This window comes from Mesorhizobium sp. M0119 (assembly GCF_040322615.1).
Taxonomy (GTDB): Bacteria; Pseudomonadota; Alphaproteobacteria; order Rhizobiales; family Rhizobiaceae; genus Mesorhizobium.
The window spans coordinates 181,495-207,667 of record NZ_JAMYTU010000007.1 but is presented as its reverse complement, the minus strand read 5'-3'; the positions used below and the strand labels follow the sequence as shown (position 1 = coordinate 207,667).

Genomic DNA, 26,173 nt, shown 5'->3' with positions numbered 1-26,173 from the left:
GGCCGCTCAGTCGTTGAGTAGGCGGTAGGTGGTGGTGCCGTCCTGGCGTTGCTGTTCTTCGACCGAGACTTCCGATCCGATCATGTGGGGTGTTTCCACCTCACCATCGACGATCGTCGCATCGACCGGGTCGACCGACCGGATCGGACTTGCGTCATTCGCCCATTTGTTCAGAGCCGACGGAACCATCGCCGCGAACAAAGCGATGAACAGGATCACGCCAAACGCGTTCCTTTTCAAATCCGCATAAGTCCACGGCATAGACATGAATCCCCACTGTTGATTCATGTGGTGGCCTGAAGGCCGACTTTCAATCGGCCTTCCTATTCCAGGATGTTGCTGTTGGCGTCGCCGGACTCGCGGCCGTTACTTCGCCTTGGAAAACGCCAGCCACAGGCCGCCGCCGACCAGGAAGCTGCCGCTGATTCGGGACAGCAGCTTGACGCGGCCGGCCGACAGCAGGCGTCCGGCGCGGCCGGCGGCCAGCGCGTAGGTCGAATCCGAGACGGCGGCGAAGATCATGGCGGTGAGACCCATGACGCCGATCTGTAATGCGTAATTGCCTTCGGGGGCGATGAACTGCGGAAAGAAGGCGCCGAAGAACACCAGCGTCTTCGGATTGCTGATCGCCACCAGCAGCCCCTGCAAAAAGAAGCCGCCGCGCGGTCTTTTTGCCGATCCGTCGGCGTTCAGCTTACCTTTCGAGCGAAACATCTGCACGCCCATCCAGATCAGGTAGGCGGCGCCAATCAGCCGGACCCATTCGAACCAGTGGCCCATGCCGGCGATAAGCGATGTCAGCCCGATGCCGACGATGGCGATCATGATGGCCAGTCCGGCCTGGGTGCCGGCGACATTGGCGAGGCCGGCGCGCGAGCCGTGGCGGATGCTGTTGGCAATGATCAGCGTCACCGTCGGCCCCGGCACCAGGATGATGACGATGCAGGCGACGACATAGGTGGCGTAGAGTTCCAGCGACATTTTTTCCCTCCGCAGAATGCCGCTCGTGCGGCGCGCTGTCGCGATCAATGCATGGCGATGAGTTGCGTGCAAGTCGGCGAGGCGCCGACAATACGGAGCTGATGTCAGCAGGCGCCGGCCTGCCACGGCAGCGTTGCCTCATAGGCGGCAGCCGCCCTCAGCACGGAGAGGTCACCGCGCGGCCGCCCGATCAATTGCATGCCCATTGGCCTGCCCCTAGCGTCGAAGCCCGCCGGTACGTTGACCGCCGGGCAGCCGCCCAGCGTGGCGAGCGCTGAGACCTGCATCCAGCGATGATAGCTGTCCATGGCACGCCCGGCCACTTCCCTTGGCCAGTGGGTGACGACATCGAAGGGAAAGACCTGGGCGGCTGGCAGCGCAATCAGTTCGAAACGCTCGAAGAGCGATAGCAGCATTCGATGCCAGGACGAGCGCCTCACCGTTGCGGCATGGATCTGCGGCGCGGTGAGGCGCAGCGCATGTTCCACCTCCCACACGGCCTCCGGCTTCAGCAGACTGCGTTTCGAGGGATCGTCGTAATGCGCCTTGAGCGCACAACCGCTGCTCGCCTGCCGAAGCGTTACAAAGGCCTGCCACAGCGCTTCGAAGTCGAATTCCGGCATCAGCGGCTCGGCCTCGAAGGATACATCCGCGAACCGGCCGAGTGCTGCCTCGCAAAGCTGTAGAACGCCTGCTTCAACCGGCAGATGGCCGCCGAGATCGCCGAGCCAGGCGATGCGCCCGCCGGCCGCCGGTGCTTCCAGCCCTTCGAGAAACGAGCCTGGCTTATCATGCGACAGCGGCGCGCGAGGATGATAGCCGGCCTGCACGTCGAGCAGCAACGCCATGTCGCGCACGTTACGCCCCATCGGCCCTTCGACGCCCATCTGCGCATGAAACACATCAAGGTCAGGGCCGGCCGGTACCAATCCCTGCGACGGGCGGAAGCCGTAGACATTGTTGTAGGCAGCGGGATTGCGCAGCGAGCCGCCAAAATCGCTGCCATCGGCAACGGGAACCATGTCGAGCGCCAGCGCGACGGCCGCGCCGCCGCTCGAGCCGCCGGCGGTCAGCGCCGGGTCGAACGCATTGAGCGTCTGTCCGAACACGGTGTTGTAGGTGTTGGAGCCAAGCCCGAATTCGGGAACGTTGGTCTTGCCGATGATGATGGCGCCGGCTTTGCGGACGCGCTCGACGAAGAAGTCGTCTTCCTCAGGCACGAAATCGGAGAAGATCGGCGAGCCGAAGGTGGTTCTCAGGCCTTTTGTCAGCGCAAGATCCTTGATCGCGATCGGCAGGCCGAACAGCGATCCGGTATCTCCTCCTCGCGCCAGATGGGCGTCAGCGCTGTCGGCCTCGCGCAGGATGTCGGCATGCTCACGCAATGAAACGATAGCATTGACCAGCGGGTTCACCGCCTCGATCCTGTCGAGGAATGCCGCGATCACTTCGCGCACCGAAAGCTGCCGGCGCCTGATCTTCTCGGCAAGCTCCACCGCAGACAGGCGGCAGATGTCGCCGGCGGGCGGCACCGCATGCTTCGTGGTCGGGCGCATGGCTCTCATCCCGCTTTAGCCTGCAGATTTCTGCAGGGCAGCATCGACGTCCCTGGCCAGCGGGATGGCCGGCTGTGCACCGGCTTTCAGGCAGGCCAGCGAACCGGCTGCGGCAGCGCGGGCAAGCGCCTGGTCGAGCGGCAGGCCGGCTGCCAGCCCGGCTGCAAAATAGCCGCAGAACGTGTCGCCGGCGCCGACCGTGTCGAGCGGGGTGATCTTCAGCGCCGGAACCATCAGGAGATCGTCGGGCGTTGCCACCAGAACGCCGTCCGGGCCAAGCGTGACGACGATGGTGCGGCCGGTTCTCGCGGCATAGTCGCGCATCCGTGCCGGGCGGTCGCGGCCATTCAACGACAGCGCCTCGCCATAGAGGTCGAACTCGGTTTCGTTGGCGACGAGATAGTCGGCCTTGCCGAGGAAACCGGCCGCGTCACCATGGAAAGGTGCGGTGTTGAGCACTGTGATCGCGCCGGCCGTCCTTGCCGCGTCGAGTGCTGCCTCGACGGTCTGCAGCGGGATCTCCAGTTGCAGCAGCACGACGTCGCCGTTTTTCAGGAAAGCCTTGGAAAGGTCACCCGGCACGACCGAATCATTGGCGCCCGGCACAACGGCGATCACGTTCTCGCCGTCGGCGCCGACCATGATCAGCGCAGTACCGGTCGAGGCAAAGGTCTCGCCGACGCCGGACAGGTCGATCTTGCCGTCGCGCAGCAGCGCCAGACCGTCGTTGGCGAAGCTGTCCTTGCCGACTGCGCCGACCATGCGCACCTTGGCGCCGGCGCGGGCGGCGGCCAGCGCCTGGTTGGCGCCTTTGCCGCCGGGGGCAGTGGCGAAACCGGAGCCGCGCACAGTCTCGCCGGGACCGGGCAAGCGGTCGACACTGGCGATGAGGTCGAGATTGATGGAGCCGATGACGACGATCAAGAAGTGCCTCCCGCTAGCGCATATCACTCTAATTGCGCGGGAAGCTACTCCGTAAGATCGCTGCTTGTCACCCTAGCGGTCCTTGCATCGCTCCTGTCGTTCCATTCGTTGGCTATTCAAGAAGAGACCTGTCCCGCCTCCCAGCCGAGGATGGCGCGTTTGCGCGTCAGGCCCCAATGGTAGCCGGTGAGCGCGCCGGACTTGCCGAGAGCCCGGTGGCACGGCACGACGAAGGACATCGGATTGGCACCGACCGCGGCACCGACAGCCCGGCTGGCGCTCGGTGCGCCGATGCGCGCGGCGATCGAGGAATAGGTGCAGGCCTGGCCCATCGGAATACGCAGCAACGCCTCCCAGACACGGACCTGGAAGTCTGTGCCGATCATGACAACGCGCAGCGGCTGGTCGGCGCGCCACAGCGTCGGATCGAAGATGCGCGCGGCATAGGGCGCCGTTGCAGCCATGTCCTCGACATAGGTAGCGTTCGGCCAGCGGCTGGACATGTCGGCAAAGGCCGCACGCTCGCCGCCGGGGTCGTTGAAGGCGAGGCCGGCGAGGCCGCGGTCCGTCACCATGATCAGCGCGATGCCGAAAGGTGAGATATGATAGCCGTAGCGGATGGTGAGCCCGGCGCCGCGGGTCTTGTAGTCGCCCGGCGACATCGCTTCGTGAGTGACGAACAGATCGTGCAGCCGGCCTGGGCCGGACATGCCGAGTTCGAACGAAGTTTCCAGCAGCGGCATGCCGGAATCCAGCAGTTTGCGCGCATGATCGAGGGTGACGGCCTGCAGAAAAGCTTTGGGCGACAGGCCGGCCCAGCGGGTGAACAGCTTCTGCAGCCCGGTCGGCGTCTCGCCGACCTCCTCGGCCAGCACTTCCAACGAAGGCTGGTCGCGATAGTCGAGGCTGATCTTTTCGATGGCACGACGGACGATTTCGTAGTCGCCGCCTTCAGGCGTGATGTCTTTCTGAAGGATTGCTGTCGTTTTGAGAGGCATTTGGGCGTTCATGGCAGTATCTCCTTGAGTGCGAATATCGTCTTTCGCGGCGCCGATCACCACCCGAAACTTGCTTTCCCGCGGCGTGTACCCAGATAGAGCTGGCTTTGAATGGGGAGGACAATCATGGCCGGCGAGAAGGTGCATCTGACCAAGGAAAAAGAAACGCTGCTGATCACCGTCTACGGCAAGGCGCTGGAAAGCCGGCTTCCCAACTCGCTGCTGAAAGACCGTTTCGCGGACGAGGCGGTTCGCCGCATCGACTACGACTTCTCGCGGCTCAAGGTCGACAACAATCTCGGCGTCGGTCTGGCGATCCGGGCCAAGACGCTGGACGACTGGGTTTCGGCTTTTCTGGCGAACAACCCGAACGCCATTGTCCTGCATCTCGGCTGCGGGCTGGACACGCGAATATTCCGCATCGATCCGCCGCCCGGCGTGGACTGGTTCGACGTCGACTATGCCGAAGTCATCGAGCTCAGGCGCAAGCTCTATCCGATGCGCGAGCATTATCACCTGATCGGATCATCCGTCACCGAGCCTGGCTGGCTGGACGAAGTGCCCGGCGATCGCCCGGCGATGGTCGTGGCGGAGGGCCTGACACCCTACCTTGCCGCTGACGAGGGCCCAAGGCTGGTTTCGCGGCTTGTGTCGCATCTGGCCAGCGGCGAACTTGTCTGCGATGCCTACAGCGACATGGGTCTAAAGCTCGTGCGCCTCAACCCGTCGTTCCGCGCCACTGGAGCCGAACTCCACTGGGCGATCAACGATCCGCGCGACTTGGAACGGTCAGTGCCCGGCCTGCGGTTGGTCGAGGAAACCATGGCTTACAAACCCGAACATGCCGCCCGTGTGAGCTGGTTCGCCGGACTGGTCTTTCGCCTCTGGAGCCACATTCCGGCTCTTCGGAGGGTCGGCAGGCTATTGAGATTTCGGTTCTGATCGTCAGCGCGCCTTGGCGGTCGCCAGAGCGCGCGAAAATGCGGTGGCAAAACTCTCGCGGTCGTCGGGGTTGAGAAAGCCGCCGATCGAGACGGTTTTTCCTTGCGCCTCGACCGCCATTCTGGTGATGCCGATCTCGGCGTGGCGGGCGATCGAAAAGCGTGCCCAGAATGGATTGAAGCGGTGTGCTTCCGATTTGCCTGACGGGGCAGTCTTGCGGATGTCGAGGCTGGTGCGCGACACCGATACCTCCTCGCGAGCCCGGGCCGCACGATAATTGGCGCGGAAGGCGATGTAGACGGCGATCACGTCGAGGCCGAAGAAGCCGAACACCGGCCAGGCGCCGCGCGACAGAAAAAACGCTCCGCTCACCAGCCACCCGAACAGCAGTGCGCCCATCAGAATGGCAAAGCCGGTTTTGCCCAGCGACCGGTGCGGTGTCAGCAGCGCCTGGAAGAATGGCTCGTCGGCCTGAAATGAGGCGTTTGTGTCGCTCATTGCAGAATATTATAGGAAGGCAATGACAAGCCCCAAGCCCAAAAACTCTTCGGCGCTAAAAAAAGACCTGTTGCCCGGCCGCCGCGACGGCTTGAACGCCAAGCCGCGTCCGCGGCCGGCGAGGTCGCGGGCGCTTTACAGCCCGGCCGAGGTGCATGAGATTTTCCGGCGCTTTTCCGTTCAGCGGCCGGAGCCGAAAGGCGAGCTCGAACATATCAACGCCTTCACGCTGTTGGTGGCGGTGGTGCTTTCAGCGCAGGCGACGGATGCCGGCGTCAACAAGGCGACGCGGGCGCTGTTCAAAATTGCCGACACGCCGCAAAAGATGCTGGCGCTGGGCGAGGCCAAGCTCGGCGACCATATCCGCACCATCGGGCTGTGGCGCAACAAGGCCAAGAACGTCATCGCGCTGTCGGAGGCGCTGATCCGTGACCATGGCGGCGAGGTGCCTGAGGATCGCGATCAACTGGTCGAGCTGCCGGGTGTCGGCCGCAAGACCGCCAATGTCGTGCTGAACGTGGCCTTCGGGCAGCATACGATGGCGGTCGACACGCACATCTTTCGCATCGGAAACAGGCTCGGGCTGGCGCCGGGCAAGACGCCGGAACAGGTGGAGCAAGGGTTCCTGAAGATCATTCCGGACGAATATATGCGGCATGCCCATCATTGGCTGATCCTGCACGGCCGCTATGTCTGCAAGGCGCGCAAGCCGGATTGCCCGGCCTGCGTCATCGCCGATATCTGCAAGGCCAAGGAAAAGACCACCAGCGTGCCTGCACCGCTGGTCGAGATCGCGCCGCTCGGGTCAGTAGAAGCGGCTGCTGAATCGGTGCCAGCTAAGTGACTCTGAAGTTCCTCCCATGTGGCGCCGTCCACGTTCAGGAGCTCTCCTCGACAAACACCTCCTCGCGCTTCTTCCTGACCGCGGGGAGAAACACGATGACGAGCACGGCAAGCGCGATGACGAGCAGGCTGGCGCTGATCGGCCGCGTCACGAAGGTGCTCGGGTCGCCGCGCGAGAGAATCATGGCGCGGCGCAGGTTTTCCTCGAGCAGCGGGCCGAGCACGAAGCCGAGCAGCAGCGGCGCGGGTTCGCAGCGCAGCTTGGTCAGGAGGTAGCCGAGGAAGCCGAAGAAGGCGACGGCGTAGAGGTCGTAGACGTTGGTGTTGACGCTGTAAACGCCGATCGAGCAGAACGCCATGATGATCGGGAAGAGCACGTAGTAGGGGATGGTAAGGAGCTTCACCCAGAGCCCGATCAGCGGCAGGTTCAAGACAATCAACATCAGATTGCCGATCCACATCGAGGTGATGATACCCCAAAACAGCGCAGGCTGTTCGATGGCGACATTGGGGCCGGGCACGATGCCCTGGATGATCATCGCGCCGATCATCAGCGCCATTACCGGGTTGGCCGGAATGCCGAGTGTCAGCATCGGGATGAAGGAGGTTTGGGCGCCGGCATTGTTGGCCGATTCCGGTCCGGCGACGCCTTCGATGGCGCCCTTGCCGAATTCCCCCGGATTGTTCGAGACACGTTTCTCGACGGTGTAGGAGGCAAAGGCGGCAAGGATCGCGCCGCCTCCCGGCAGGATGCCGAGCGCCGAACCGATGATTGTTCCGCGCACGATGGGAGCCGCCATGCGCCGAAAATCGTCGCGGGTCGGCATAAGGCCTGAGATCTTTCGGATCAGCACGGAACGCTCATGCTCGTTTTCGAGGTTGCGCAGTATCTCGGCGACGCCGAAGACGCCGACCGCCACTGCGACGAAATTCAGCCCGTCGGCATATTCGCGGATGCCGAGCGTGAAGCGGGGCGTACCGGTGTAAATATCCGTGCCGACAAGTCCCAGCAGCAGGCCGAGCACGACCATAGCCAGCGCCTTGACGATCGAGCCGTGGGCGAGCGCGACGGACGAGACCAGGCCGACGATCATCAGCGAAAAATATTCGGCCGCGCCGAATCTCAGTGCTATCGCCGTCAGCGGTGGGGCAAAGATGGCGACGAGGAAGGTCGACACCGTGCCGGCAAAGAACGAGCCTATCGCCGCGGTCGCCAGAGCTGCTCCGGCGCGGCCGTTCCTGGCCATCTGGTAGCCGTCGATTGCGGTGACGGCCGACGAGGATTCGCCGGGCATGTTGATGAGAATGGCGGTGGTCGAGCCGCCATACTGCGCGCCGTAATAGATGCCGGCGAGCATGATGAGAGAGGAAACCGGGTCGCCGATCTGGAAGGTGATCGGCAACAGCATGGCGATGGTAGCGGTGGCGCCGATGCCGGGCAGGACACCAATCAGCGTGCCGAGAAGGACGCCGATCAGGCAGAAACCGAGGTTTGCCAAAGATGTGGCTGTCGAAAAGCCGAGTGCGAGGTTGTTGAGGAGTTCCATTTCATCTCCTCACAACGATAGTGGCAGCCATGGGCCGAAACGCCGGAACGGCAGGCCGAGTGCGTAGCTGAAGACGACGAATGCGAACAGCGTCAGGCCGGCTGACAGGACGAGCGCGGTCAGCGGCTTCATACGGCCGCTGCCGAACGATGCGATCAGCGCCGTCAGGAAGATCGACGGGATGAAGCCGAGGCCGCGCACCGTCAGGCCGAAGAAGATCGGAGCAGGCAGGATGAACAGCATGCCGCGCCACGCAATGTAACCGATCGGCTCGCTCTCGAAACGCACCGCTTGGACGAGGATGGCAGCGCCAAGCAGGATCAGCACGATCGCCAGCACCAGCGGGAAATAGCCCGGCCCCATGCGAAAGGCGGTGCCGATTTCGAGGCCCAGTGACTGCAGCGCGAAAAAGGCGCCAATAAAGATCAACAGCGCGGCGCATATGCCGTTGGTTCTGTCGATTGCGAAAGGTTTCATGGCGTCCTCCCGGCCCGCCTCACGGGGTGCCGATGCCGGTGTAAAAACGGGGCGCTGGCGGCGCCCCGTTAAAATCTTTAGTCGGCGTACTGGCCGGCCGCTTCGATGATCGGCTTCCAGCGCACGATCTCACTTTCCAGCTTGGCCTTGAGCGCGGCCGGCGTGGCATCGGCCTGGGGCGACGGCTTGGTGCCGAGTTCGGCAAATCGGGCGACGACGTTCTGGTCCGTCAGCGCCACCTGCAGAGATTTCGACAGGCGTTCGGTGATCTCGGCCGGCGTGCCCTTGGGCGCATAGATGCCGTGCCAGATGCCGACCTGCACCTGGGGAAGGCCGGCTTCTATGGTCGTCGGCACGTCCGGCAGCACGTCTAGGCGTTGTGGCGAGGTTACGGCATAGGCCTTGATCGTGCCGCCCTGGATCTGCTTGGTGGTATTGGTCGTCTGGTCGCACATGATATCGACCTGGCCGCCGAGAAGATCAGTCATGGCCGGGCCGGTGCCCTTGTAGGGCACGGTGACCAGCGGCGTGCCGATGGCGCTCATGAACAGCATACCGCACAGATGCGAGGCGGCACCGATCCCGGCATTGGCAACGGTGATGCTGTCCTTGTTGGCCTTGGCATAGTCGACCAGCCCCTTCAGATCGGTCGGCTCGAGGTCCTTGCGGCCGACGATGGTCATCGGCACCTCGGTGACGAGGCCGACATATTCGAAGCCGTTCAAAGTGTCGTAGGCGAGCTTTCTGTAGAGCGTAGCACTTGTCGCCATGCCGATGTGATGCAGGAGCAGCGTGTAGCCGTCAGGCTCGGCATTCGCGACGCGGCCGGCGCCCAGTGTGCCGCCGGCGCCGCCGACATTCTCGACGATAACCTGCTGGCCGAGGTCCTTCGACATGGCTTCCGCGACAAGACGCGTGACGGTGTCGGTCGGGCCGCCGGCCGAAAACGGCACGACAATGGTGATGGTGCGTTCGGGGTAGGTCTGCGCGCCAGCGGCCGACGGATAAAGCATGGCGGCCGCAGCGACAGCCAGCGCGGCGATGAATTTTCGCATCGTGTTTCCTCCCAGGATATGATTGCCAACCGCTGCGCGGGTTCCTCTAAAACCGACTGTAGATGGAGCAATAACTAGCGCAACCCGACAAATGGCAATCGGGCTCAAACGGCAAACTGCACGTTTGTCCGCGCAAATGAGTGGGAAGGTTGGGCCATGCGATGCCCTTCCTCCAACCTATTCTAGTAGCCGTAGCCGCGCGCCATCGCCGCCGCGAACACCGGGATCAATAGGAAGATCAAGGCCTCGGTGCGGACATAGGTGCGAACGGACGCTAGCTCCGCCCCAGGCACCTGGAAGCCCGGATTGGCGACTACCTGCCTATTCCAGGACAGGAAACGGATGGTCGGGACAATCGACAACAGGCCGACAATGGCGAAAGCGGCCATCTTTGCCCAGAACATCCAATTGTAGACGTAGAATTCCCAGCCCTTGAGACCATAGATGACGCGGCCGATGCCGACGATGATGATCAGCATGGCAATGATGCCGTAGTGGCGGTCGATGCCGACAAGCCGCTTCAGCGTCGCGGCGGACAAGTCGCTGCGGATCAGGACGAATTCGGCGCCGATGATGCCTGCTAGCGAAAACACCAGCAGATGATGGAAGATGGCAAGCACAAGGTCGGTGGTGTCCATGCTGTTTTCCCTCTGTCGGACGGCAGCGCCGAAACCGAACGCGCTTGAACCAGATACTGGTGAAAAACTAACACCGCTTGGCAGGATTCACATCAGCTGGAAGATGATCTACACAGCCTTGGCTCTTGTTTTGCGCAACGGATTTGGATTTCCCGTGCATGTCGCTGTCCCCACTTTTGGAAGACCTGCATTAGGCACCGGCAACACAACCGAGACATGACCATGGCCAGTCCGCAGACAATTGTCGCTCCAGTGATTGAGACCTCGCGCACGGTCCTGCGGCCGCACCGGCTTGACGATTTCGACGCCTATGTCGCCATGTGGGCCGATCCCGTCGTCACTCGTTTTATCGGCGGCAAGCCGCGCACGCGGGAGGAAAGCTGGATGCGCTTCCTACGCCACGCCGGCCTGTGGTCGCTTCTGGGCTACGGCTTCTGGGCGGCCGAGGAAAAGGCGACCGGCCGCTTCATCGGCGAGGCCGGCTTTCACGATCTGAAACGCGACATGACGCCGTCGATCGAGGGCATTCCTGAGGCCGGATGGGCTCTGGTTTCGGGCGCGCATGGCCACGGGTTGGCCAGCGAAGTCGTCGCACGGGTGCTTGCCTGGGGCGACGAGACGTTCGGCGCCGCGAAGACCGTCTGCATCATCGATCCGGAAAACACCGGATCGCTGAACGTCGCGGCAAAATGCGGTTATGGCGAAATGCTGCGAACCGTCTACCAAGGCAAGCCGACCATCCTGCTGGAGCGGCAACCCTGACGGATGCTGTTTGGCACTGCCTGCCACGTCGTCGTCCGGCATCGAGTTCGCCTGCCTGAAGATCGCACGGGCCGATTGTGCCGCATGCGGAGTGTTCTGTCTTTGACAGGAGGACGCAAACTCTGCATGAATTTTATCGAGCGGGTCTGAAGTCAGGCCACGTTTCTGGCAGGCACCGGAGGAGGTGTCGCGATTTGGAGGAATCCCATGCTGAACAGACGCCGATTCTTGATGAGCACCGCGGCAGCAGGTGCTGCCGGACTCGCGGTATTGCATTTTGTCCCCGCCTTCGCGCAGGACGCGCCCCAGCTGCAGATTTTCGTGCCGGCGGCGCCGGGCGGCGGCTGGGACCAGACGGCGCGTGCCATGGACCAGGTGCTGCGCAGCGAAAAGCTGATTTCCGGCTCGCAGATCACCAATGTCGGCGGCGCCGGCGGTACAGTCGGCCTGCCGCAATTCGTCAACCAGTGGAACGGCAAGGGCAATGCGCTGATGGTGGCCGGCATGGTCATGGTCGGCGCCATCATCGCCAACAAGGCGGCCAACAACCTTACCGAAGTCACGCCGATCGCCCGCCTCACCGGCGAGTTCGAGGCGCTTGTGGTGCCGGCCGCCTCGCCGTTCAAGACGGCCGCGGACTTTGTCGCTGCTCTCAAGGCTGACCCGACGCAGGTTCCGGTCGCTGGCGGTTCGGCCGGCGGCTCGGACCACATCTTGTTCGGCCTCATCGCCAAGACCGTCGGTGTTCCGGCCACCAATCTCTCCTATGTGCCGTTTGCCGGCGGCGGCGAGGCGCTGTCGGCGCTGCTCGGCAACCAGGTCGCGGCCGGCATCTCCGGCTATGGCGAGTTCGCCGAACAGGTCAAGGCGGGTGCGCTGCGGCTGCTGGCCATCTCCGCGGACAAACGCCAGGAGGGGATCGATGCCCCGACGATGAAGGAAGCCGGCATCGATGTCGAGCTGTTCAACTGGCGCGGCGTCTTCGCACCGCCCGGCGTCTCGGACGCCGACAAGGCAGCAATGATCAAGCTGATCGAGACCATGGCCAAGAGCGACGCCTGGGCCACCGAATGCAAGAACCGCAACTGGACGCAGATCCTGCTCACCGGTGACGACTATGCGAAATTCGTCGCCGAAGACACGGCCCGCATCGGGACGATCCTCAAGGACCTCGGCCTGGCGTGATGCTCTCGGCAAGGGGCGGCCTCCGCCGGCCCTTGCCGACTTTCGCCAGCCGCATGGACATACGCGGCGCCGGAGGTGAAACTATGCCGAGATCGGCCGTGGGAGACCGGTCCAAGGAGAACCGGCCCCAAGGGACCGACATTGGGAGGACGATCATGAGCACCAGCGACCAGCAGGCGCCGCCGCGCCTTGCAGTGCCCGAACTGCTGATCGGCGTTGGGCTCCTCGCCTGTGCGGGTGCGGTTGCCTGGCAGACGCTGGCAATCCCGGTGACGCCGCTCTATTCCAAGGTCGGTCCGACCGTTTTTCCCTACATCACCATGACCGGGATGATGATCCTGTCGCTGCTGCTCATCATTGCCGCCTTGCGGGGCGGATGGCAGCCGGAGGACGAAAAGGAGACGCCGACCGACTGGAAGGCGATGGGCATCGTCGCCCTCGGACTGATCGCCAACCTCGTGCTGATCCAGCCGCTCGGCTTTACCGCCGCATCTGTCATCATGTTCGTTCTCATCTGCCACGGTTTCGGCAGCCGGCGTCCGCTGCGTGACGTGCTGCTCGGTCTGATCCTGGCGCTGGCCGCCTATTTCGGCTTTGCCAGGGCGCTCGGCGTCAATATCGGCGCCGGCTTCATCGAAAACCAGCTGAACGCGATCGTCGATTCGGTCGTTGCCATGCTGAGGGGCTGACGCCATGGAAACGCTCGGCCATCTCGCGCACGGATTTTCGGTCGCCTTCTCGCCGATCAATCTCATATGGTGCCTGGTCGGCACCACGCTGGGGACTGCGATCGGCGTGCTGCCCGGCCTCGGACCGGCACTGACCATCGCGCTGCTGTTGCCGATAACCTATCAGGTGGCGCCGGAGGCGTCGTTCATCCTGTTTGCCGGCATCTATTACGGCGCCATGTATGGCGGCTCGACGACATCGATCCTGCTCAACACGCCTGGCGAAAGCGCCACTATCGTCACCGCGCTGGAAGGCAACCGGATGGCCCGCTCCGGCCGCGGCGGTGCGGCCTTGGCAACATCGGCGATCGGCTCCTTCGTCGCTGGCACGCTGGGCACTATCGGCGTTGCCTTCCTGGCGCCGATCGTCGTCAAATTCGCGCTGGCTTTCGGTCCGGCCGAATATTTCTCGCTGATGGTGCTGGCCTTCATCACGGTTTCGGCGGTACTCGGCTCGTCGTCGGTGCGCGGCCTGACCAGCCTGTTCGTCGGCTTCGTCGTCGGCATGATAGGCGTCGATCTGCAGACGGGGCAGCCGCGCTTCACCTTCGGCATGAGCGAATTGTTGGACGGCGTCGACGTCATCGTCGTCGCGGTTGGCCTGTTCGCCGTTGGCGAGACGCTTTACATGGCCTCGCGACGCTATGCCGGCAAGGACGACATCGTGCCGTTGAAAGGGTCGCTCTATATGACCGCGGCTGAATGGTCGCGCTCGTGGAGGCCATGGCTGCGCGGCGCCCTGATCGGCTTCCCGATAGGCGCCATGCCGGCCGGCGGCGCCGAAATCCCGACCTTCCTGTCCTATGCGATCGAGAAGAAACTCTCCAGACACAAGGAGGAGTTCGGCACCGTCGGCGCCATCGAGGGCGTTGCCGGGCCGGAGGCCGCCAACAATGCATCCGCGGCCGGCGTGCTGGTGCCGATGCTGACGCTCGGCCTGCCGACCTCGGCGACGGCCGCGATCATGCTGTCGGCGTTCCAGAGCTACGGTATCAATCCGGGGCCGCTGCTGCTGACGACACAGGCCGACCTGGTGTGGGGGCTGATCGCCAGCCTGTTCATCGCCAATTTCATCCTCGTCGTCCTCAACCTGCCGCTGATCGGGCTCTGGGTGCGATTGCTGAAGATCCCGGCCCCGCAACTCTATGCCGGCATCCTGGTGTTCGCCACGGTTGGCACTTACGGCATCTCGCAATCGCCGATCGACCTCGTCATCCTCTATCTGCTCGGTGCCGCCGGCTTTCTGATGCGGCGTTTCGATTTCCCGACCGCGCCCGTCATCATCGGCATGATTCTCGGGCCGCTTGCCGAAACGCAGTTCCGCCGCGCGATGACCATCTCCAACGGCGATTGGACGGTGTTCTACAAGCATCCGCTGTCGCTGACGCTGCTGACGCTGGCCTTCATCGGGCTGGTTGGACCGCATATCTGGGCCTACATCGAGCACAGACGCATGCGTGGACCGGAGCACGTGCCGGGCGATGCCTGAGCTGTTCGTGACGTCATGACAGACCTGCTTTCCGGCATCCGCATCCTTGACCTGACCAATGTGCTGGCCGGCCCCTATTGCGCCTACCAGCTGGCGTTGCTCGGGGCCGACGTCATCAAGGTCGAGACGCCGCAAGGCGGTGATCTGGCGCGCCAGCTCGGCGCCTCGCCGGAGCTCAACCGGGCGGGCATGGGCGCTTCGTTCCTGGCGCAGAATGCCGGCAAACGCTCGGTGGCGCTCGATCTCAAGCAGGAGGCCGGCCGCGAACGCTTCCTCGATCTGGTCGCTTCGGCCGACGCGCTGGTCGAGAATTTCCGCCCCGGCGTAATGGACCGGCTGGGGCTTGGCCATGCCAGGCTGAAGGAGGTCCGGCCAAGCCTTGTCTATTGTGCGATATCGGGCTTCGGCCAGACCGGGCCGATGCGCGACAATCCAGCCTACGACCAGATCATCCAGGGTCTTTCCGGGATTATGAGCATCACCGGTACACCGGAAACGGCGCCGCTGCGTGTCGGCTATCCGGTTGCCGATACGCTTGGCGGGCTGGTCGGGGCGTTCGCCATTACCGCCGCATTGGTCAAGCAGAAGACGACAGGCGAGGGCGCGTTCCTGGACGTGTCGATGCTCGAATGCACGCTTTCTGCGCTCGGCTGGCCGGTGTCGAACTATCTGACGGCGGACGTCGAGCCGCAGCCGATGGGCAATGAAAACATGACGGCCGCACCGTCTGGCGCGTTTCGCACCGGCGACGGCTTGCTCAACATCGCAGCCAACAAGCAGGAGCAGTTCATCGCGCTGTGCCGATTGATCGGCCGGCCGGAGCTGGCCTCGGATGTCCGCTTTGCCGAGCGAGAAACGCGCAAGCAGAACCGCATTGCATTGAAAGCGCTGATCGAGGATGCCTTGGCGAGCGGCTCGGCCGCCGCCTGGGAGGAGACGTTCAATCGCGCCGGCGTGCCGGCAGGCCGGGTGCTGACAATCCCGCAGATACTGCAGGAGCAACAGGTGATCGAGCGCGGCATGACGGCGCGCTTCCAGGCTGTGTCCGGAATGGACAAGCCGCTGACCGTGGTGCGCGGCGGCTTCATGGTCGATGGCAAGGCACCTTTGCCGAGCAGGCCGCCGCCGGGGCTGGGCGAGCATATGGACGAGGTTTTTGCCGACCTGCCGCCACGCGCCAAGAAAAGAGCGAAGGCATGAGCGGAACGCAAAACAAGACTGGTCGCGCGCGCGGCGAGGAATGGTGGCAGACCGGCATCATCGAGATGCGCCCCGGCGTCATCCGGCTGCGCGGCTATGAAATCCAGGATCTGATCGGTCGCGTCAGCTTTCCGGCAATGATCTGGCTCATGCTGCGCGGCGAAACGCCAAGCGAGGAGCAGGCGGCGCTGCTTGGCATCGCGCTGGGTGCTGCCGTCGACCATGGGCCGCAGGCGCCGTCGATCGCCATCGCCCGTATGGCGATCACCTGCGGCGTCGGCATCAACAGCGCCATGGCATCAGCCGTCAACGTGCTTGGCGATGTGCATGGCGGCGCCGGCGAACAGGCGCTTTCCTTCTACGGAGACATCGCTGCCGAACTGGACGCCGGCATGCCGCTTGCGGACGCCGTGTCGGCGCGGCTCGATCGTTTCCTTGCCGGGGAAAACGGTTATGTGCCCGGGCTCGGCCATCGTTTCCATCCGGTCGACCCGCGGGCGCCCCGCCTCATCGAGCTAACCCGCGACTTTGCCGCGCGCGGCATCGTCAGCGGGCGCTTCGCCGATATCGCCGAGGCGATCGAGGCCGAGGTGGCGCGGCGCAAGGGCAAAAAAATCCCGCTCAATATCGACGGCGCCACGGCCGTCATCTACGGCGAGCTCGGCTTTCCGCCGCCGCTGACGCGCGGCCTTTTCGTGCTGTCGCGCTCGGTCGGCATCCTCGCACATGCGTGGGAACAGTCGCAGGAAAGCGACCGCAACAAGGGGCCGCTGCCGCGCGAATGGCTGTGGGCCTATACCGGCACGCCGGCGCGGCCTCTGCCCGAGGAAGACGATGGCAGTCAGTGAGGCATCGGTTCAAGAGACGGCGGCGGCGGGCGCTGGAACCAATTCCATCCCGACACAGTCGGGGCAGGCCTCCATCTTCTATTGAGCGGGATCTTTTCCGAACGCCGGACCCTGCTTTTTGGGATTATGCTCCAGCTCGGCAATCCTGATGTTCCTCACCAGCGTCGAAAGATCCGGCTCGTCGATGAGCAACGCCGCGTCGGCTGGTGCCAGCCACGCACGCTGACGCCTCTTGGATTCCTGCCAGTCGGCAAGTTCCTCGGTTACCTCCAGCAAATAGACGACGACGTCGACACGGACGAAGCGGTTCGCCAGCCGCTTCCAGTAGCAATAGGTGCCGGCCGGCTGTTTCAGTGTCTTGCCGAGAACGCCGGCTTCTTCCTGTGCTTCGATGGTGGCCGCCTTGCGGCCGCTCTTGCCCTTCATCGGCCAGCCCTTCGGCACAATAAAGCGCCTTGTCGTTCGCGATGTGACCAGCATCACCTCGACTTCGCCATGCTCGTTCAGCCGAAACGGAATCGCCGCGACCTGGCGAATCCGGTCGCCCTCCCTTGCCTTGCGTACGACCTTCTTCTTGCTGGCTGCCATTCGATAATCCAGTCGAGGCGGTGCCCAAACGGCAAGGGCAGCGTTGCAAAGTCGGCCGCTTTCAATGGGGCGCAAGCGGAGCGGTTTCCACAATATATAAGTCGGCTAAATAAATGGAAAGGGCCGGTCGTCAGCGGCAGGTGCTGACAAAGCCGCTCCCCGACGGCAGCAACTGGCAAGTTGGCCTCATCTGCGGCACCTCCTGCCGTTGCGGTGTTGGGATTTGGCGATCCTGGGCACGGTACTGCTGTTGCTGCTGCTGGTATTGCTGCCGCCGCAGCCTGTTCTCCAACATCTGCAACTGGTCTTGCTGGATCAACACGTTGCGGTCGGCGGGACTGACGACCTGTGCCGATGCAGCAGGATTTACGCCCGACAGCATCGCCGCGGTCAGCATTGCCGACCCTAAAAACGTCAATAGACGAAGCCGTGACATCCATTCATTCCCGCACAAAACCGATCTTTCCTTAATATAGGGCTTTTGTCCGACGACACCATGGCCGCCGCTGATTTGAAGCGGATTGGAAGAGGCATTTCGGCTTCGGATGCTCCTCGCGTCAATCGACTTCGCGCAGCCGGTATCCGACGCCGGTCTCGGTCGTGATATAGCGGGGCTGGTCGGGCGTCTTCTCAATCTTTAGCCTGAGTTGCCGGACATAGACTCTGAGATATTGAACGTCGGTGGAATCGCCCCAGACCTGCTTCAGCAGGAACTGGTGGGTGAGAACCTTGCCGGCGTGCTGCACCAAGGTGCGAAGAATGTCGTATTCCTTCGGCGAGAGCTTTATCTCCTTGTCCTCGACCTTGACGACGCGCTTCACCAGATCGACGGAGAGGTCGCCGGTTTGGAACACCGGTCTCTCACCCTGCTGCTGAAACTTGTGGCGAAGCGCTACGCGGATGCGTGCGACAAGCTCGTTCATACCGAACGGCTTGGTGACATAGTCGTCGGCGCCGAGTTCGAGGGCGGACACGATGCCGGCCTCATCAGTGCGGCTGGAAAGAATAACCACGGGAATGTCCAGGCCATCATCCCGCCATTTGCGCAGCAAATCATGGCCGCTCATGCCGGGGAGGCCGAGATCGAGCAGGACAAGGTCCGGCTTTTCCGTCTCGATGAGTTCAATCGCCGCCCTGGCGTTCGGCGCCTCGCTGATCGCGTAGCCTTGGCTGCCAAGCCCGACGCGAAGCAGTTTCCGGATCGGCGGTTCATCGTCGACCACCAATATCCTGACGTCCAGGCTCGTCATGCCAGATCGTCCATATTTTGATGGCCCGCATCGGGTTCGCCGAGGTTGGGCAGTTCCGCCGGCACCAGTTGCATCCTGATGGTGAAAACCGCCCCCGAGCGGTCGGACCTGTTTGCCGCCGAGAGCGTCCCGCCCATCGCTTCGATGAAGCCGCGGCAAATCGACAGGCCGAGCCCCGTGCCGGCACGCACCTGGTCACCCTTGCGCACACGGTAGAAAGTGTCGAAAACGCGCTCTAGATCCGCTGGCGGAATGCCTGGTCCCTCATCCATGATCTGCAGGATGACGAAGCCGTTGTCGGCCCAGGCTTGCAGGCGGATCGTCGAACCTGGCGGCGCGTATTTTGCAGCATTGTCGAGGAGGTTGAACAGCACCTGTTCGAACAGAACGGGGTCGACCCGCAACATCGGCAGATCCGATGGAATGTCGATCTCGGTCTTATGCTCGCCGACGATTTTGCGGGCCCGATACAGAGCTGAACCGACAATGTCGCCGAGATAGTGAAACGCATAGTTCGGCTCCATCGTGCCGGATTCGATCTTGGTCATATCGAGCAGATTGGCAATGAAGCGGTTAAGCCTCTCCGCTTCATCGAGCACGGTCGACAGCAGTTCCGTCCGGTCCTGCTCGGGAAGTGCGGCCTCGAAGTCCCTGAGTGTTCCGGCCGCGCCCATGATGGCGGCAAGTGGCGTCTTCAAATCGTGGGAAATGGAGGTGAGCAAGGCCGAGCGCAGACGGTCTGCCTCGGCCGCGAGCTTGGCCCGGTCAACATCGGCGACGAGCTGGATGCGCTCGATGGCGACCGCCGCCTGGTCGGCGAGCGCATCGAGCAGACGCTGCTGCTCGGGTGTCAGCAGCGGACCTTGCTTGTCGTTGTCGAGGCCGACAACGCCCACCGCCGTGCGTCCGGTCCGCAAGGGCAGATAGAGGCGCTTTGCTCCGGGCAGCGTGTCGGCGCCGCGCCCGGCGGCGCGGTTATGCTCCCAGGCCCAGCGGGCTGCTGCGATGTCGGCCTCGGCCAGCGTGTCGTCGGGTGGGTAGCCGGCTTTGACCGCAATTGTGCCGTTCTCCGGCAGAAGCAGCACCACGCGCAGCTTCAGCATCGAGGCGATCTGGAAGGCAGTCGCCCAGAGAACGTCATCAAGCGTCCCAGCGCCGGCGAGCTTCTTTGAGAAGAGATAAATATCTTCTGTGGCGCGTGCCCGCGAGCGCGCAGCGACCGCCTGACGCTGCACGCGCGCTGTTAGATTGCTGGCAATGACCGCAACAACCAGGAAGACAGCCAGCGCAACGATGCTCTCCGGATCCTCGATCGTCAGCGTGTAGCGTGGTTCCAGGAAGAAATAGTTGAAGGCAATGGCGCTGATGAGGCAGGCATACAAAGCCGGCCAGAGACCGCCGGTCACCGCCGACGTCAGGACCCCAATGAGAAAGATGATCGCCAGATTGCGGACGTCGAGAAACTGGTCGAGAAGAACGGCGAAGGCGAGCGAGCCAACAACATAGGCCGTGGCCCTGAGATAGGGCCAGATCTCGAACTGCCACTGCTCGTCCGCCGCCTTGACGGTCCTCGACGTCGCCTCGGCGTTGCGTTCGTTTCCCGAAATGACATGGACGCTGATGTCGCCGGGATTGCGGATGAGATCGTAAGTGAGCGAGCCTTCGATCAATTCCCGCCAGCGCGATCGGGTCGGCCTGCCGATCACGATATGGGTGAAGTTGTTCGCCGTCGCATGCCGAACGATGTCTTGCGCGACGTTCTGACCCGGAATGGTCGTCACCTCGGCACCGAGCTGCTCGGCAAGGCGCAGCTGCGTCGCCAGCCGATCCTTGTCCTCCTCGGGCATGGCCGCTGAATGAGGGGTATCGACATGAAGCGCCGTCCAAGGGGCGCGGAGCCGGTCGGCCAACCTCCGCGCATAGCGTACACGGGCCGCCCCGCCCGGACGCGCATCGACGCAGACGAGAACCCTTTCCCCCGCCGCCCAAGGCCCGGGTATCGCGTGGGCCTGCATGTGGGTCAGCAACTGCTCGTCGACCCGCTGGGCAGTGCGGCGGAGCGCCAATTCCCGGAGCGCCGTCAGATTGCCCGGCGAGAAATAGTTCTCGATGGCGCGCTGGGCGGTGCTGGGGATGTAGACCTTGCCTTCCTCAAGCCGCTTGATCAGATCGTCGGGGGTGAGGTCGATGATCTCGATGTCGTCGGCCTGGTCGATTATGGAGTCGGGGACAGTTTCCCGCACCCTGACGCGGGTGATCTGCGCCACGACATCGTTCAGGCTCTCGACGTGCTGGATATTCAGCGTCGTGTAGACATCGATGCCGTGCGTCAGGATTTCCTGGACGTCGAGATAGCGCTTGGGGTGACGGCTGCCGGCGACGTTGGTGTGGGCGAGTTCGTCGACCAGAACTAGGGCCGGGTGCCGGGCGAGGATGGCGTCGAGATTCATCTCCTCAAGGATCCGCCCCTTGTAATCGATCTCAAGGCGAGGAATGACCTCGTAGCCTTCGACCAGCGTCTGGGTTTCCTTGCGGCCGTGCGTCTCGACGATGCCGATCACCACGTCGACCCCGTCGGCCAGCCTGGCGCGGCCCGACATCAGCATCTCGTAGGTCTTGCCGACACCGGGGGCGGCGCCGAGAAATATCCTCAGGCGACCGCGCTCCTCCCGCTCGGCATGCTCGAGCAGCGCGTCGGGAGAGGGCCTGGTTTCGGCGGTGCGGCTGTCGTCTGGCATAAGGGTCAATCATGAACGGCGCCGGCTTCGGTGTCGATCCCGGCGCCGGTCCTTCACTGTTTCATCGCATCGTCCAGCGCAAGGTTGAGGGCCAGCACATTGACCACCGCCTCGCCGATGAATCCCAATTCGCGATCTTCGACATGGCTGTCGACAAGCGATTTGATCCTGGATTCATCGACGCCCCTGGCCTTGGCCACCCTGGCAACCTGAAAATAGGCCGCATCGGGGCTGATATGCGGATCGAGGCCGCTGCCGGACGTGGTGACCAGATTCATCGGTACCGGCTGGCTCGGGTTTTCGGCTCTCAGCTTTTCGGCGTCGCTCTTGATCCTGTCGATGAGCTTCGGGTTGGTCGGGCCGAGATTCGAGCCGCCCGAGGCGGCGGCATTGTAGCCGTCGCCGGCAGCCGACGGGCGGCCATGGAAGTAGCGGTCGCTTTCGAAAGCCTGGCCGATCAGCTCGGAACCGACGAGCTTGCCGTCCTTCTCGATCAGGCTGCCATTGGCCTGGCGCGAAAACAGCGCCTGGGCAATGCCGGTCATGCCGATCGGATAGACCAAACCCGTCAGAATGGTGAAGAAGACGATCATGACGATCGCGGGCCTGATTTGATTGAGCATCGACGAGGTTCCTTAGGCGAGACCGAGAGCGGTGATGGCCATGTCGATCATCTTGATGCCGACGAAGGGCACTACGACGCCGCCAAGGCCATAGACAATGAGATTGCGGCTGAGCAGCGCACCGGCGCCGACCGCGCGGTATTTGACGCCCCTCAGCGACAGCGGGATCAGCGCAATGATGATCAGCGCGTTGAAGATGATGGCCGAGAGGATAGCGCTCTGCGGCGTCGCCAGATGCATGACATTGAGCGCTTGCAGCGGCCCGGCGGTCTGGCCCGGGGCGATGTAGAAGACGGCGAATATTGCCGGGATGATGGCAAAATACTTGGCCACGTCGTTGGCGATGGAGAAGGTGGTCAGCGAGCCACGCGTCATCAGGAGCGCCTTGCCGATTTCGACGATCTCGATCAGCTTGGTCGGATCGCTGTCGAGATCGACCATGTTGCCGGCCTCGCGCGCCGCGACCGTGCCGGTGTTCATGGCAACGCCGACATCGGCCTGCGCAAGGGCCGGCGCATCGTTGGTGCCATCGCCGCACATCGCGACCAGTTTGCCTTTGGCCTGCTCGTCGCGGATCAGCTTCAACTTGTCCTCGGGCGTCGCCTGGGCAAGGAAGTCGTCGACGCCGGCTTCCGCCGCGATCGCCGCCGCGGTCATCGGATTATCGCCGGTGATCATCACCGTGCGGATGCCCATGCGGCGCAATTCGGCAAAGCGTTCTGCGATGCCGCCCTTGACGATGTCCTTCAGATGGACGACGCCGAGCAGGCGCCCGTCGCGCTCGACCGCGAGTGGAGTGCCACCCGATTTGGCGATCTCGTCGGCGATCGCCTGAAGGTCGCGGACGGTGTCGCTGCCGGGGCGCGTACTGCCTGTGGCAACGGTCGAGAGGTTGACGTGGGCAAGTACCGCATCGACTGCGCCCTTGCGGACCGAGGAGCCTTCCAGATCGACACCGCTCATGCGGGTTTGCGCGGTGAAGGGCACGAAAGTCGCGTGCAGGCTTGCCATGTCGCGGGCGCGGATGGCGTATTTTTCCTTCGCCAGGACGACGATCGAGCGGCCTTCCGGCGTTTCGTCGGCAAGCGAGGCAAGCTGAGCCGCGTCGGCCAGTTCCTGTTCGGTGACGCCCTTGACCGGACGAAATGCCGTCGCCTGACGGTTGCCCAGCGTGATGGTTCCGGTCTTGTCGAGCAGCAGCGTGTCGACATCGCCGGCCGCCTCGACGGCGCGGCCCGACATGGCGAGCACGTTGAAGCGCACCAGGCGGTCCATGCCGGCAATGCCGATAGCCGACAGCAGGGCGCCAATTGTGGTCGGGATCAGGGTAACGAACAGGGCGACCAGCACGGTCACCGAGATATAGCCGCCCGAATACGAGGCGAAGCTCGGGATCGTCGCCGTCGCCAGCACGAAGATCAGCGTCATGCCGACGAGCAGGATGTTGAGCGCGATCTCGTTGGGTGTCTTCTGGCGCTCGGCGCCCTCGACCAGCGAGATCATGCGGTCGAGGAACGTATGACCGGCAGCCGCAGTGATGCGCACGCGGATCCAGTCGGACAAGACCTGCGTGCCGCCGGTCACCGCCGAACGATCGCCTCCGGATTCGCGGATGACCGGTGCGGATTCGCCGGTGATGGCCGCCTCGTTGACCGACGCCACGCCTTCGACCACCTCGCCGTCCGAGGGGATGATGTCGCCGGCTTCGACAAGCACGATGTCGCCGACCTTCAGGCTGGTGCCGGGCACCAGTTTGAACTTGCTGCGGTCGCCACCGTTCAACAGCTTGGCCTGCGTCTCGGTTCGCGCCCGACGCAGCGAGTCAGCTTGCGCCTTGCCGCGGCCTTCGGCCACCGCTTCGGCGAAATTGGCGAAGAGCACGGTGAACCACAGCCAGATGATGATCTGCAGCGTGAAGCCAAGATCGCCGCCGCTGGTAACGAGATCCTTGACGAACAGCACGGTGGTGAGCGCCGAGACGACGGCGACGACAAACATCACCGGGTTTCGCATCAAGGTGCGCGGGTTCAGTTTTCTGAAGGAACCGCCGATAGCGGGCCACAGAATGCGGGTATCCATGATGCTCACGGATTTCGACGGGCTCATTTGGTAGCTCCAGTGTCGATGTTGTTGACCGGTCGATCGTGTGCCGAACGAAGGTGCGGCGGCCCGTAAGCCAGCAGCCAGATCATGATCAAGGCTGCCGCAATAGCGAGGAATGTGGACAGCGTCGGGAAAGGAGGAGGCGTTTTCTCCCCCTCCGGCTCGGGGCGATGCCGGACCTTTCGAGGTATGATCTCGAACCAGGGCATCGTCGTTTCAGAATGTCTGACCGTGAATCATCGCCAGGTGCTCGACGATCGGTCCGACCGCCAGGGCCGGGAAGAAGGTCAGGCCGCCGACGATCAGGATGACACCGGCCAGCAGCCCGACGAACAGCGGACCGTCGGTCGGGAAGGTGCCGGCGGAGGCAGGGACGGTCTTCTTCGCAACCAGCGAGCCAGCAATCGCCAACGCCGGAATAATGACCAGGAACCGGCCCATCAGCATGCCGATGCCGAGCGTTACGTTGTACCAGGGCGTGTTGCCGCTGAGGCCGCCAAAGGCGGAGCCATTGTTCGCCGCGGCCGAGGTGTAGGCATAGAGAACCTCGGAGAAGCCGTGCGGGCCGGCATTGGCGATGGAAGCAACGCCGGTCGGCAGCACCACCGCGATAGCGGTGAAGATCAGCATTGCAAGCGGCAGGCAGAGCACGGCCAGCATAGCCATCTTGACCTCCTTGGCCTCGATCTTCTTGCCGAGATATTCGGGCGTGCGTCCGACCATCAGCCCGGCGACGAAAACGGCAATGACGATGAACATCAGGATACCGTAGAAGCCGGCGCCGACGCCGCCGACAATGACCTCGCCGAGCTGCATGTTGATGATGGGGATCATGCCGCCGAGTGCGGTGAAGCTGTCATGCATGGCGTTGACCGCGCCGCAGGATGCGGCCGTGGTGATGACGGCAAACATTGCCGACAGGGCGATGCCGAAGCGGCTCTCCTTGCCCTCCATGTTGCCGCCGTCGACGCCCAGCGCATGGACGAGCGGATTGCCGGCGGCTTCCGCCCAGTAGCAGACGGCAACGCCGGCGATGAACAGCACGCCCATAGCCGACAGAATTGCCCAGCCCTGGCGCTGGTTGCCTACCATGCGGCCGAAGACATTGGTCAACGCCGCGCCGAGGGCGAAGATCGTCACCATCTGGATCAGGTTGGAGATTGCATCGGGATTTTCGAAGGGATGCGCTGCATTGGCGTTGAAGAAACCGCCGCCATTGGTGCCGAGCATCTTGATGGCAACCTGGGAAGCGACCGGCCCGACCGCGATAGTCTGTTGGGCGCCTTCGAGCGTCGTCGCGTTGACGTAGGCAGCGAGCGTCTGCGGCATGCCGAGATAGACATAGACCAGAGTCAACACGATGCAAAAGGGCAAAAGCAGGTAGAGCGTGCCGCGGGTCATATCGACCCAGAAATTGCCGATCGATTTGCCTGAGGCCCTGGCAAAGCCGCGGATCAATGCGACCGCAATGGCGACGCCAGTCGCCGCCGACAGAAAATTCTGCACGGTCAAGCCGGCCATCTGCACGAGATAGGACATCGTGCTTTCGCCGCCGTAGTTCTGCCAGTTGGTGTTGGTCATGAAGCTGGCGGCGGTGTTGAAGGCCAGCCCAGGTTCGACGGCGGTCATGCCGGCCGGATTGTAGGGCAGGCCGCCTTGCAGCCGTAGCAGCGAATAGAGCACCAGGAAGCCGGCCAGGTTAAAGAACAGCAGGGCCGCCGCATAGGAGGTCCAGTGCTGCTCCTCGCGCTCGCTGGTCCCTGATATGCGGTAGAGCCCGCGCTCGAGCGGGGCCAGAATTGACGACAGGAATGTGCGCTCGCCGCTGAAAACGCGATGCATGTAGCCGCCGAGCGGCTTGGCCAGCAGAACGACGATCCCGCAATAGACGAGGATCTGCAGCCATCCGTTGATTGTCATGGGGTTGGCTCCTTGCCAGCGGAGATCAGAAGCGTTCCGGGCGAACGAGGGCGTATGTCAGGTAGGCGAGAAGAAACAAGGTCACGGCGCCGCCGAGGATATAGTCGAAAAGCATGTTACGATCCCCTAAACTTACAGCTTGTCGCAAGCTTTGATGTAGCCGAAGCATAGAGCAAAGAACGCGATTCCAATCGCGACAACAACTATGTCCACCGCGCGTTTTCCTTATGTTGTATTTGTTTGTTTACTTTAACAAACTATCCAAGCCGTCGCCGCATCA

The 26,173-nt window shown here is 63.2% G+C and carries 27 protein-coding genes; 9 read left to right on the top strand and 18 right to left on the bottom strand.

The genetic code is table 11. The annotated features are described in order from the left end of the window. Window positions 1-6: 6 nt before the first annotated feature. The 5 genes from NKJ40_RS10050 to NKJ40_RS10030 all read right to left on the bottom strand — a co-directional run bounded on the left by NKJ40_RS10050 (window position 7) and on the right by NKJ40_RS10030 (window position 4,471). Window positions 7-288 (bottom strand): hypothetical protein, encoded by a 282-nt coding sequence (locus NKJ40_RS10050; RefSeq protein ID WP_352465944.1) that lies wholly within the window; start codon window positions 286-288, stop codon window positions 7-9. A gap of 78 nt (window positions 289-366) precedes the next feature. Then, on the bottom strand, window positions 367-981 hold the full coding sequence (locus tag NKJ40_RS10045) for a LysE family translocator (RefSeq protein WP_352465943.1): 615 nt from the start codon (window positions 979-981) through the stop codon (window positions 367-369). Between the two features lie 104 nt (window positions 982-1,085). Next, window positions 1,086-2,546: an amidase gene (locus NKJ40_RS10040; RefSeq protein ID WP_352465942.1), complete on the bottom strand. Its 1,461-nt coding sequence runs from the start codon at window positions 2,544-2,546 to the stop codon at window positions 1,086-1,088. A 6-nt stretch (window positions 2,547-2,552) separates the two neighbouring features. After that, window positions 2,553-3,461, bottom strand: coding sequence for a ribokinase (locus tag NKJ40_RS10035; RefSeq protein WP_352465941.1), 909 nt, complete (start codon window positions 3,459-3,461; stop codon window positions 2,553-2,555). A gap of 116 nt (window positions 3,462-3,577) precedes the next feature. Beyond that, the gene (locus tag NKJ40_RS10030) at window positions 3,578-4,471 is read right to left on the bottom strand and encodes a methylated-DNA--[protein]-cysteine S-methyltransferase (protein ID WP_352465940.1); all 894 of its coding nucleotides are present in this window, start codon (window positions 4,469-4,471) and stop codon (window positions 3,578-3,580) included. 114 nt (window positions 4,472-4,585) lie between these two features. Here NKJ40_RS10030 and NKJ40_RS10025 point away from each other — a divergent pair, with 114 nt between their 5' ends. Further along, on the top strand, window positions 4,586-5,401 hold the full coding sequence (locus NKJ40_RS10025) for a class I SAM-dependent methyltransferase (RefSeq protein ID WP_352465939.1): 816 nt from the start codon (window positions 4,586-4,588) through the stop codon (window positions 5,399-5,401). 3 nt (window positions 5,402-5,404) lie between these two features. Here NKJ40_RS10025 and NKJ40_RS10020 read toward each other — a convergent pair whose 3' ends face one another. After that, window positions 5,405-5,899, bottom strand: coding sequence for a DUF2244 domain-containing protein (locus NKJ40_RS10020; RefSeq protein WP_352465938.1), 495 nt, complete (start codon window positions 5,897-5,899; stop codon window positions 5,405-5,407). 22 nt (window positions 5,900-5,921) lie between these two features. Here NKJ40_RS10020 and nth point away from each other — a divergent pair, with 22 nt between their 5' ends. Then, window positions 5,922-6,743: an endonuclease III gene (gene nth, locus NKJ40_RS10015; protein ID WP_352465937.1), complete on the top strand. Its 822-nt coding sequence runs from the start codon at window positions 5,922-5,924 to the stop codon at window positions 6,741-6,743. 34 nt (window positions 6,744-6,777) lie between these two features. Here nth and NKJ40_RS10010 read toward each other — a convergent pair whose 3' ends face one another. From NKJ40_RS10010 to NKJ40_RS09995, 4 genes are all read right to left on the bottom strand, one after another. Then, window positions 6,778-8,289 (bottom strand): tripartite tricarboxylate transporter permease, encoded by a 1,512-nt coding sequence (locus NKJ40_RS10010; protein ID WP_352465936.1) that lies wholly within the window; start codon window positions 8,287-8,289, stop codon window positions 6,778-6,780. 9 nt (window positions 8,290-8,298) lie between these two features. Then, on the bottom strand, window positions 8,299-8,766 hold the full coding sequence (locus NKJ40_RS10005; RefSeq protein ID WP_292663247.1) for a tripartite tricarboxylate transporter TctB family protein: 468 nt from the start codon (window positions 8,764-8,766) through the stop codon (window positions 8,299-8,301). Window positions 8,767-8,843: 77 nt separating this feature from the next. Beyond that, window positions 8,844-9,821, bottom strand: a complete 978-nt coding sequence (locus NKJ40_RS10000; protein WP_352465935.1) for a tripartite tricarboxylate transporter substrate-binding protein — start codon at window positions 9,819-9,821, stop codon at window positions 8,844-8,846. Between the two features lie 182 nt (window positions 9,822-10,003). Further along, window positions 10,004-10,459, bottom strand: a complete 456-nt coding sequence (locus NKJ40_RS09995; protein WP_352465934.1) for a DUF2214 family protein — start codon at window positions 10,457-10,459, stop codon at window positions 10,004-10,006. On the opposite strand from NKJ40_RS09995, the gene NKJ40_RS09990 reads away from it, so the two are divergent. The 7 genes from NKJ40_RS09990 (at window position 10,458) to NKJ40_RS09960 (ending at window position 16,671) form a co-directional block, all read left to right on the top strand. Then, window positions 10,458-10,679, top strand: coding sequence for a hypothetical protein (locus NKJ40_RS09990; protein ID WP_352465933.1), 222 nt, complete (start codon window positions 10,458-10,460; stop codon window positions 10,677-10,679). The genes NKJ40_RS09995 and NKJ40_RS09990 overlap by 2 nt on opposite strands. Before the next feature lie 2 nt (window positions 10,680-10,681). Continuing rightward, window positions 10,682-11,221 (top strand): GNAT family N-acetyltransferase, encoded by a 540-nt coding sequence (locus NKJ40_RS09985; protein WP_352465959.1) that lies wholly within the window; start codon window positions 10,682-10,684, stop codon window positions 11,219-11,221. A gap of 207 nt (window positions 11,222-11,428) precedes the next feature. Then, the gene (locus NKJ40_RS09980; protein ID WP_352465932.1) at window positions 11,429-12,406 is read left to right on the top strand and encodes a Bug family tripartite tricarboxylate transporter substrate binding protein; all 978 of its coding nucleotides are present in this window, start codon (window positions 11,429-11,431) and stop codon (window positions 12,404-12,406) included. A 155-nt stretch (window positions 12,407-12,561) separates the two neighbouring features. After that, complete coding sequence (locus NKJ40_RS09975; RefSeq protein ID WP_352465931.1) at window positions 12,562-13,095, top strand: tripartite tricarboxylate transporter TctB family protein; 534 nt, start codon at window positions 12,562-12,564, stop codon at window positions 13,093-13,095. Window positions 13,096-13,099: 4 nt separating this feature from the next. Next, window positions 13,100-14,623 (top strand): tripartite tricarboxylate transporter permease, encoded by a 1,524-nt coding sequence (locus tag NKJ40_RS09970; protein ID WP_352465930.1) that lies wholly within the window; start codon window positions 13,100-13,102, stop codon window positions 14,621-14,623. Between the two features lie 15 nt (window positions 14,624-14,638). Then, entirely contained in the window at window positions 14,639-15,823 is a 1,185-nt protein-coding gene (locus tag NKJ40_RS09965; protein ID WP_352465929.1) for a CaiB/BaiF CoA transferase family protein, read from the top strand. After that, the gene (locus NKJ40_RS09960) at window positions 15,820-16,671 is read left to right on the top strand and encodes a citryl-CoA lyase (RefSeq protein WP_352465928.1); all 852 of its coding nucleotides are present in this window, start codon (window positions 15,820-15,822) and stop codon (window positions 16,669-16,671) included. Before NKJ40_RS09965 ends, NKJ40_RS09960 begins: the two co-directional genes overlap by 4 nt. A 78-nt stretch (window positions 16,672-16,749) precedes the next feature. Here NKJ40_RS09960 and NKJ40_RS09955 read toward each other — a convergent pair whose 3' ends face one another. The 8 genes from NKJ40_RS09955 to NKJ40_RS09920 form a co-directional block, all read right to left on the bottom strand. Next, window positions 16,750-17,259, bottom strand: a complete 510-nt coding sequence (locus tag NKJ40_RS09955) for an NUDIX hydrolase (RefSeq protein ID WP_352465927.1) — start codon at window positions 17,257-17,259, stop codon at window positions 16,750-16,752. Between the two features lie 130 nt (window positions 17,260-17,389). Next, window positions 17,390-17,695, bottom strand: a complete 306-nt coding sequence (locus tag NKJ40_RS09950) for a hypothetical protein (protein ID WP_023675294.1) — start codon at window positions 17,693-17,695, stop codon at window positions 17,390-17,392. 121 nt (window positions 17,696-17,816) lie between these two features. Further along, window positions 17,817-18,509 carry a response regulator transcription factor gene (locus tag NKJ40_RS09945; protein ID WP_023675295.1) on the bottom strand — a complete coding sequence of 231 codons (693 nt, stop codon included), beginning with the start codon at window positions 18,507-18,509 and terminating at the stop codon, window positions 17,817-17,819. Next, a complete protein-coding gene (locus NKJ40_RS09940) occupies window positions 18,506-21,247 on the bottom strand; it encodes a DUF4118 domain-containing protein (protein WP_352465926.1) in 2,742 nt (913 codons plus the stop codon). Before NKJ40_RS09940 ends, NKJ40_RS09945 begins: the two co-directional genes overlap by 4 nt. Before the next feature lie 53 nt (window positions 21,248-21,300). Next, entirely contained in the window at window positions 21,301-21,870 is a 570-nt protein-coding gene (kdpC, locus tag NKJ40_RS09935; protein WP_023675296.1) for a potassium-transporting ATPase subunit KdpC, read from the bottom strand. Window positions 21,871-21,882: 12 nt separating this feature from the next. Beyond that, window positions 21,883-23,976 (bottom strand): potassium-transporting ATPase subunit KdpB, encoded by a 2,094-nt coding sequence (kdpB, locus tag NKJ40_RS09930; RefSeq protein WP_352465925.1) that lies wholly within the window; start codon window positions 23,974-23,976, stop codon window positions 21,883-21,885. 213 nt (window positions 23,977-24,189) lie between these two features. Further along, on the bottom strand, window positions 24,190-25,893 hold the full coding sequence (kdpA, locus tag NKJ40_RS09925; protein WP_023675299.1) for a potassium-transporting ATPase subunit KdpA: 1,704 nt from the start codon (window positions 25,891-25,893) through the stop codon (window positions 24,190-24,192). A 25-nt stretch (window positions 25,894-25,918) separates the two neighbouring features. Further along, window positions 25,919-26,008 carry a K(+)-transporting ATPase subunit F gene (locus tag NKJ40_RS09920; RefSeq protein WP_023675300.1) on the bottom strand — a complete coding sequence of 30 codons (90 nt, stop codon included), beginning with the start codon at window positions 26,006-26,008 and terminating at the stop codon, window positions 25,919-25,921. Between the last annotated feature and the right edge of the window lie 165 nt (window positions 26,009-26,173).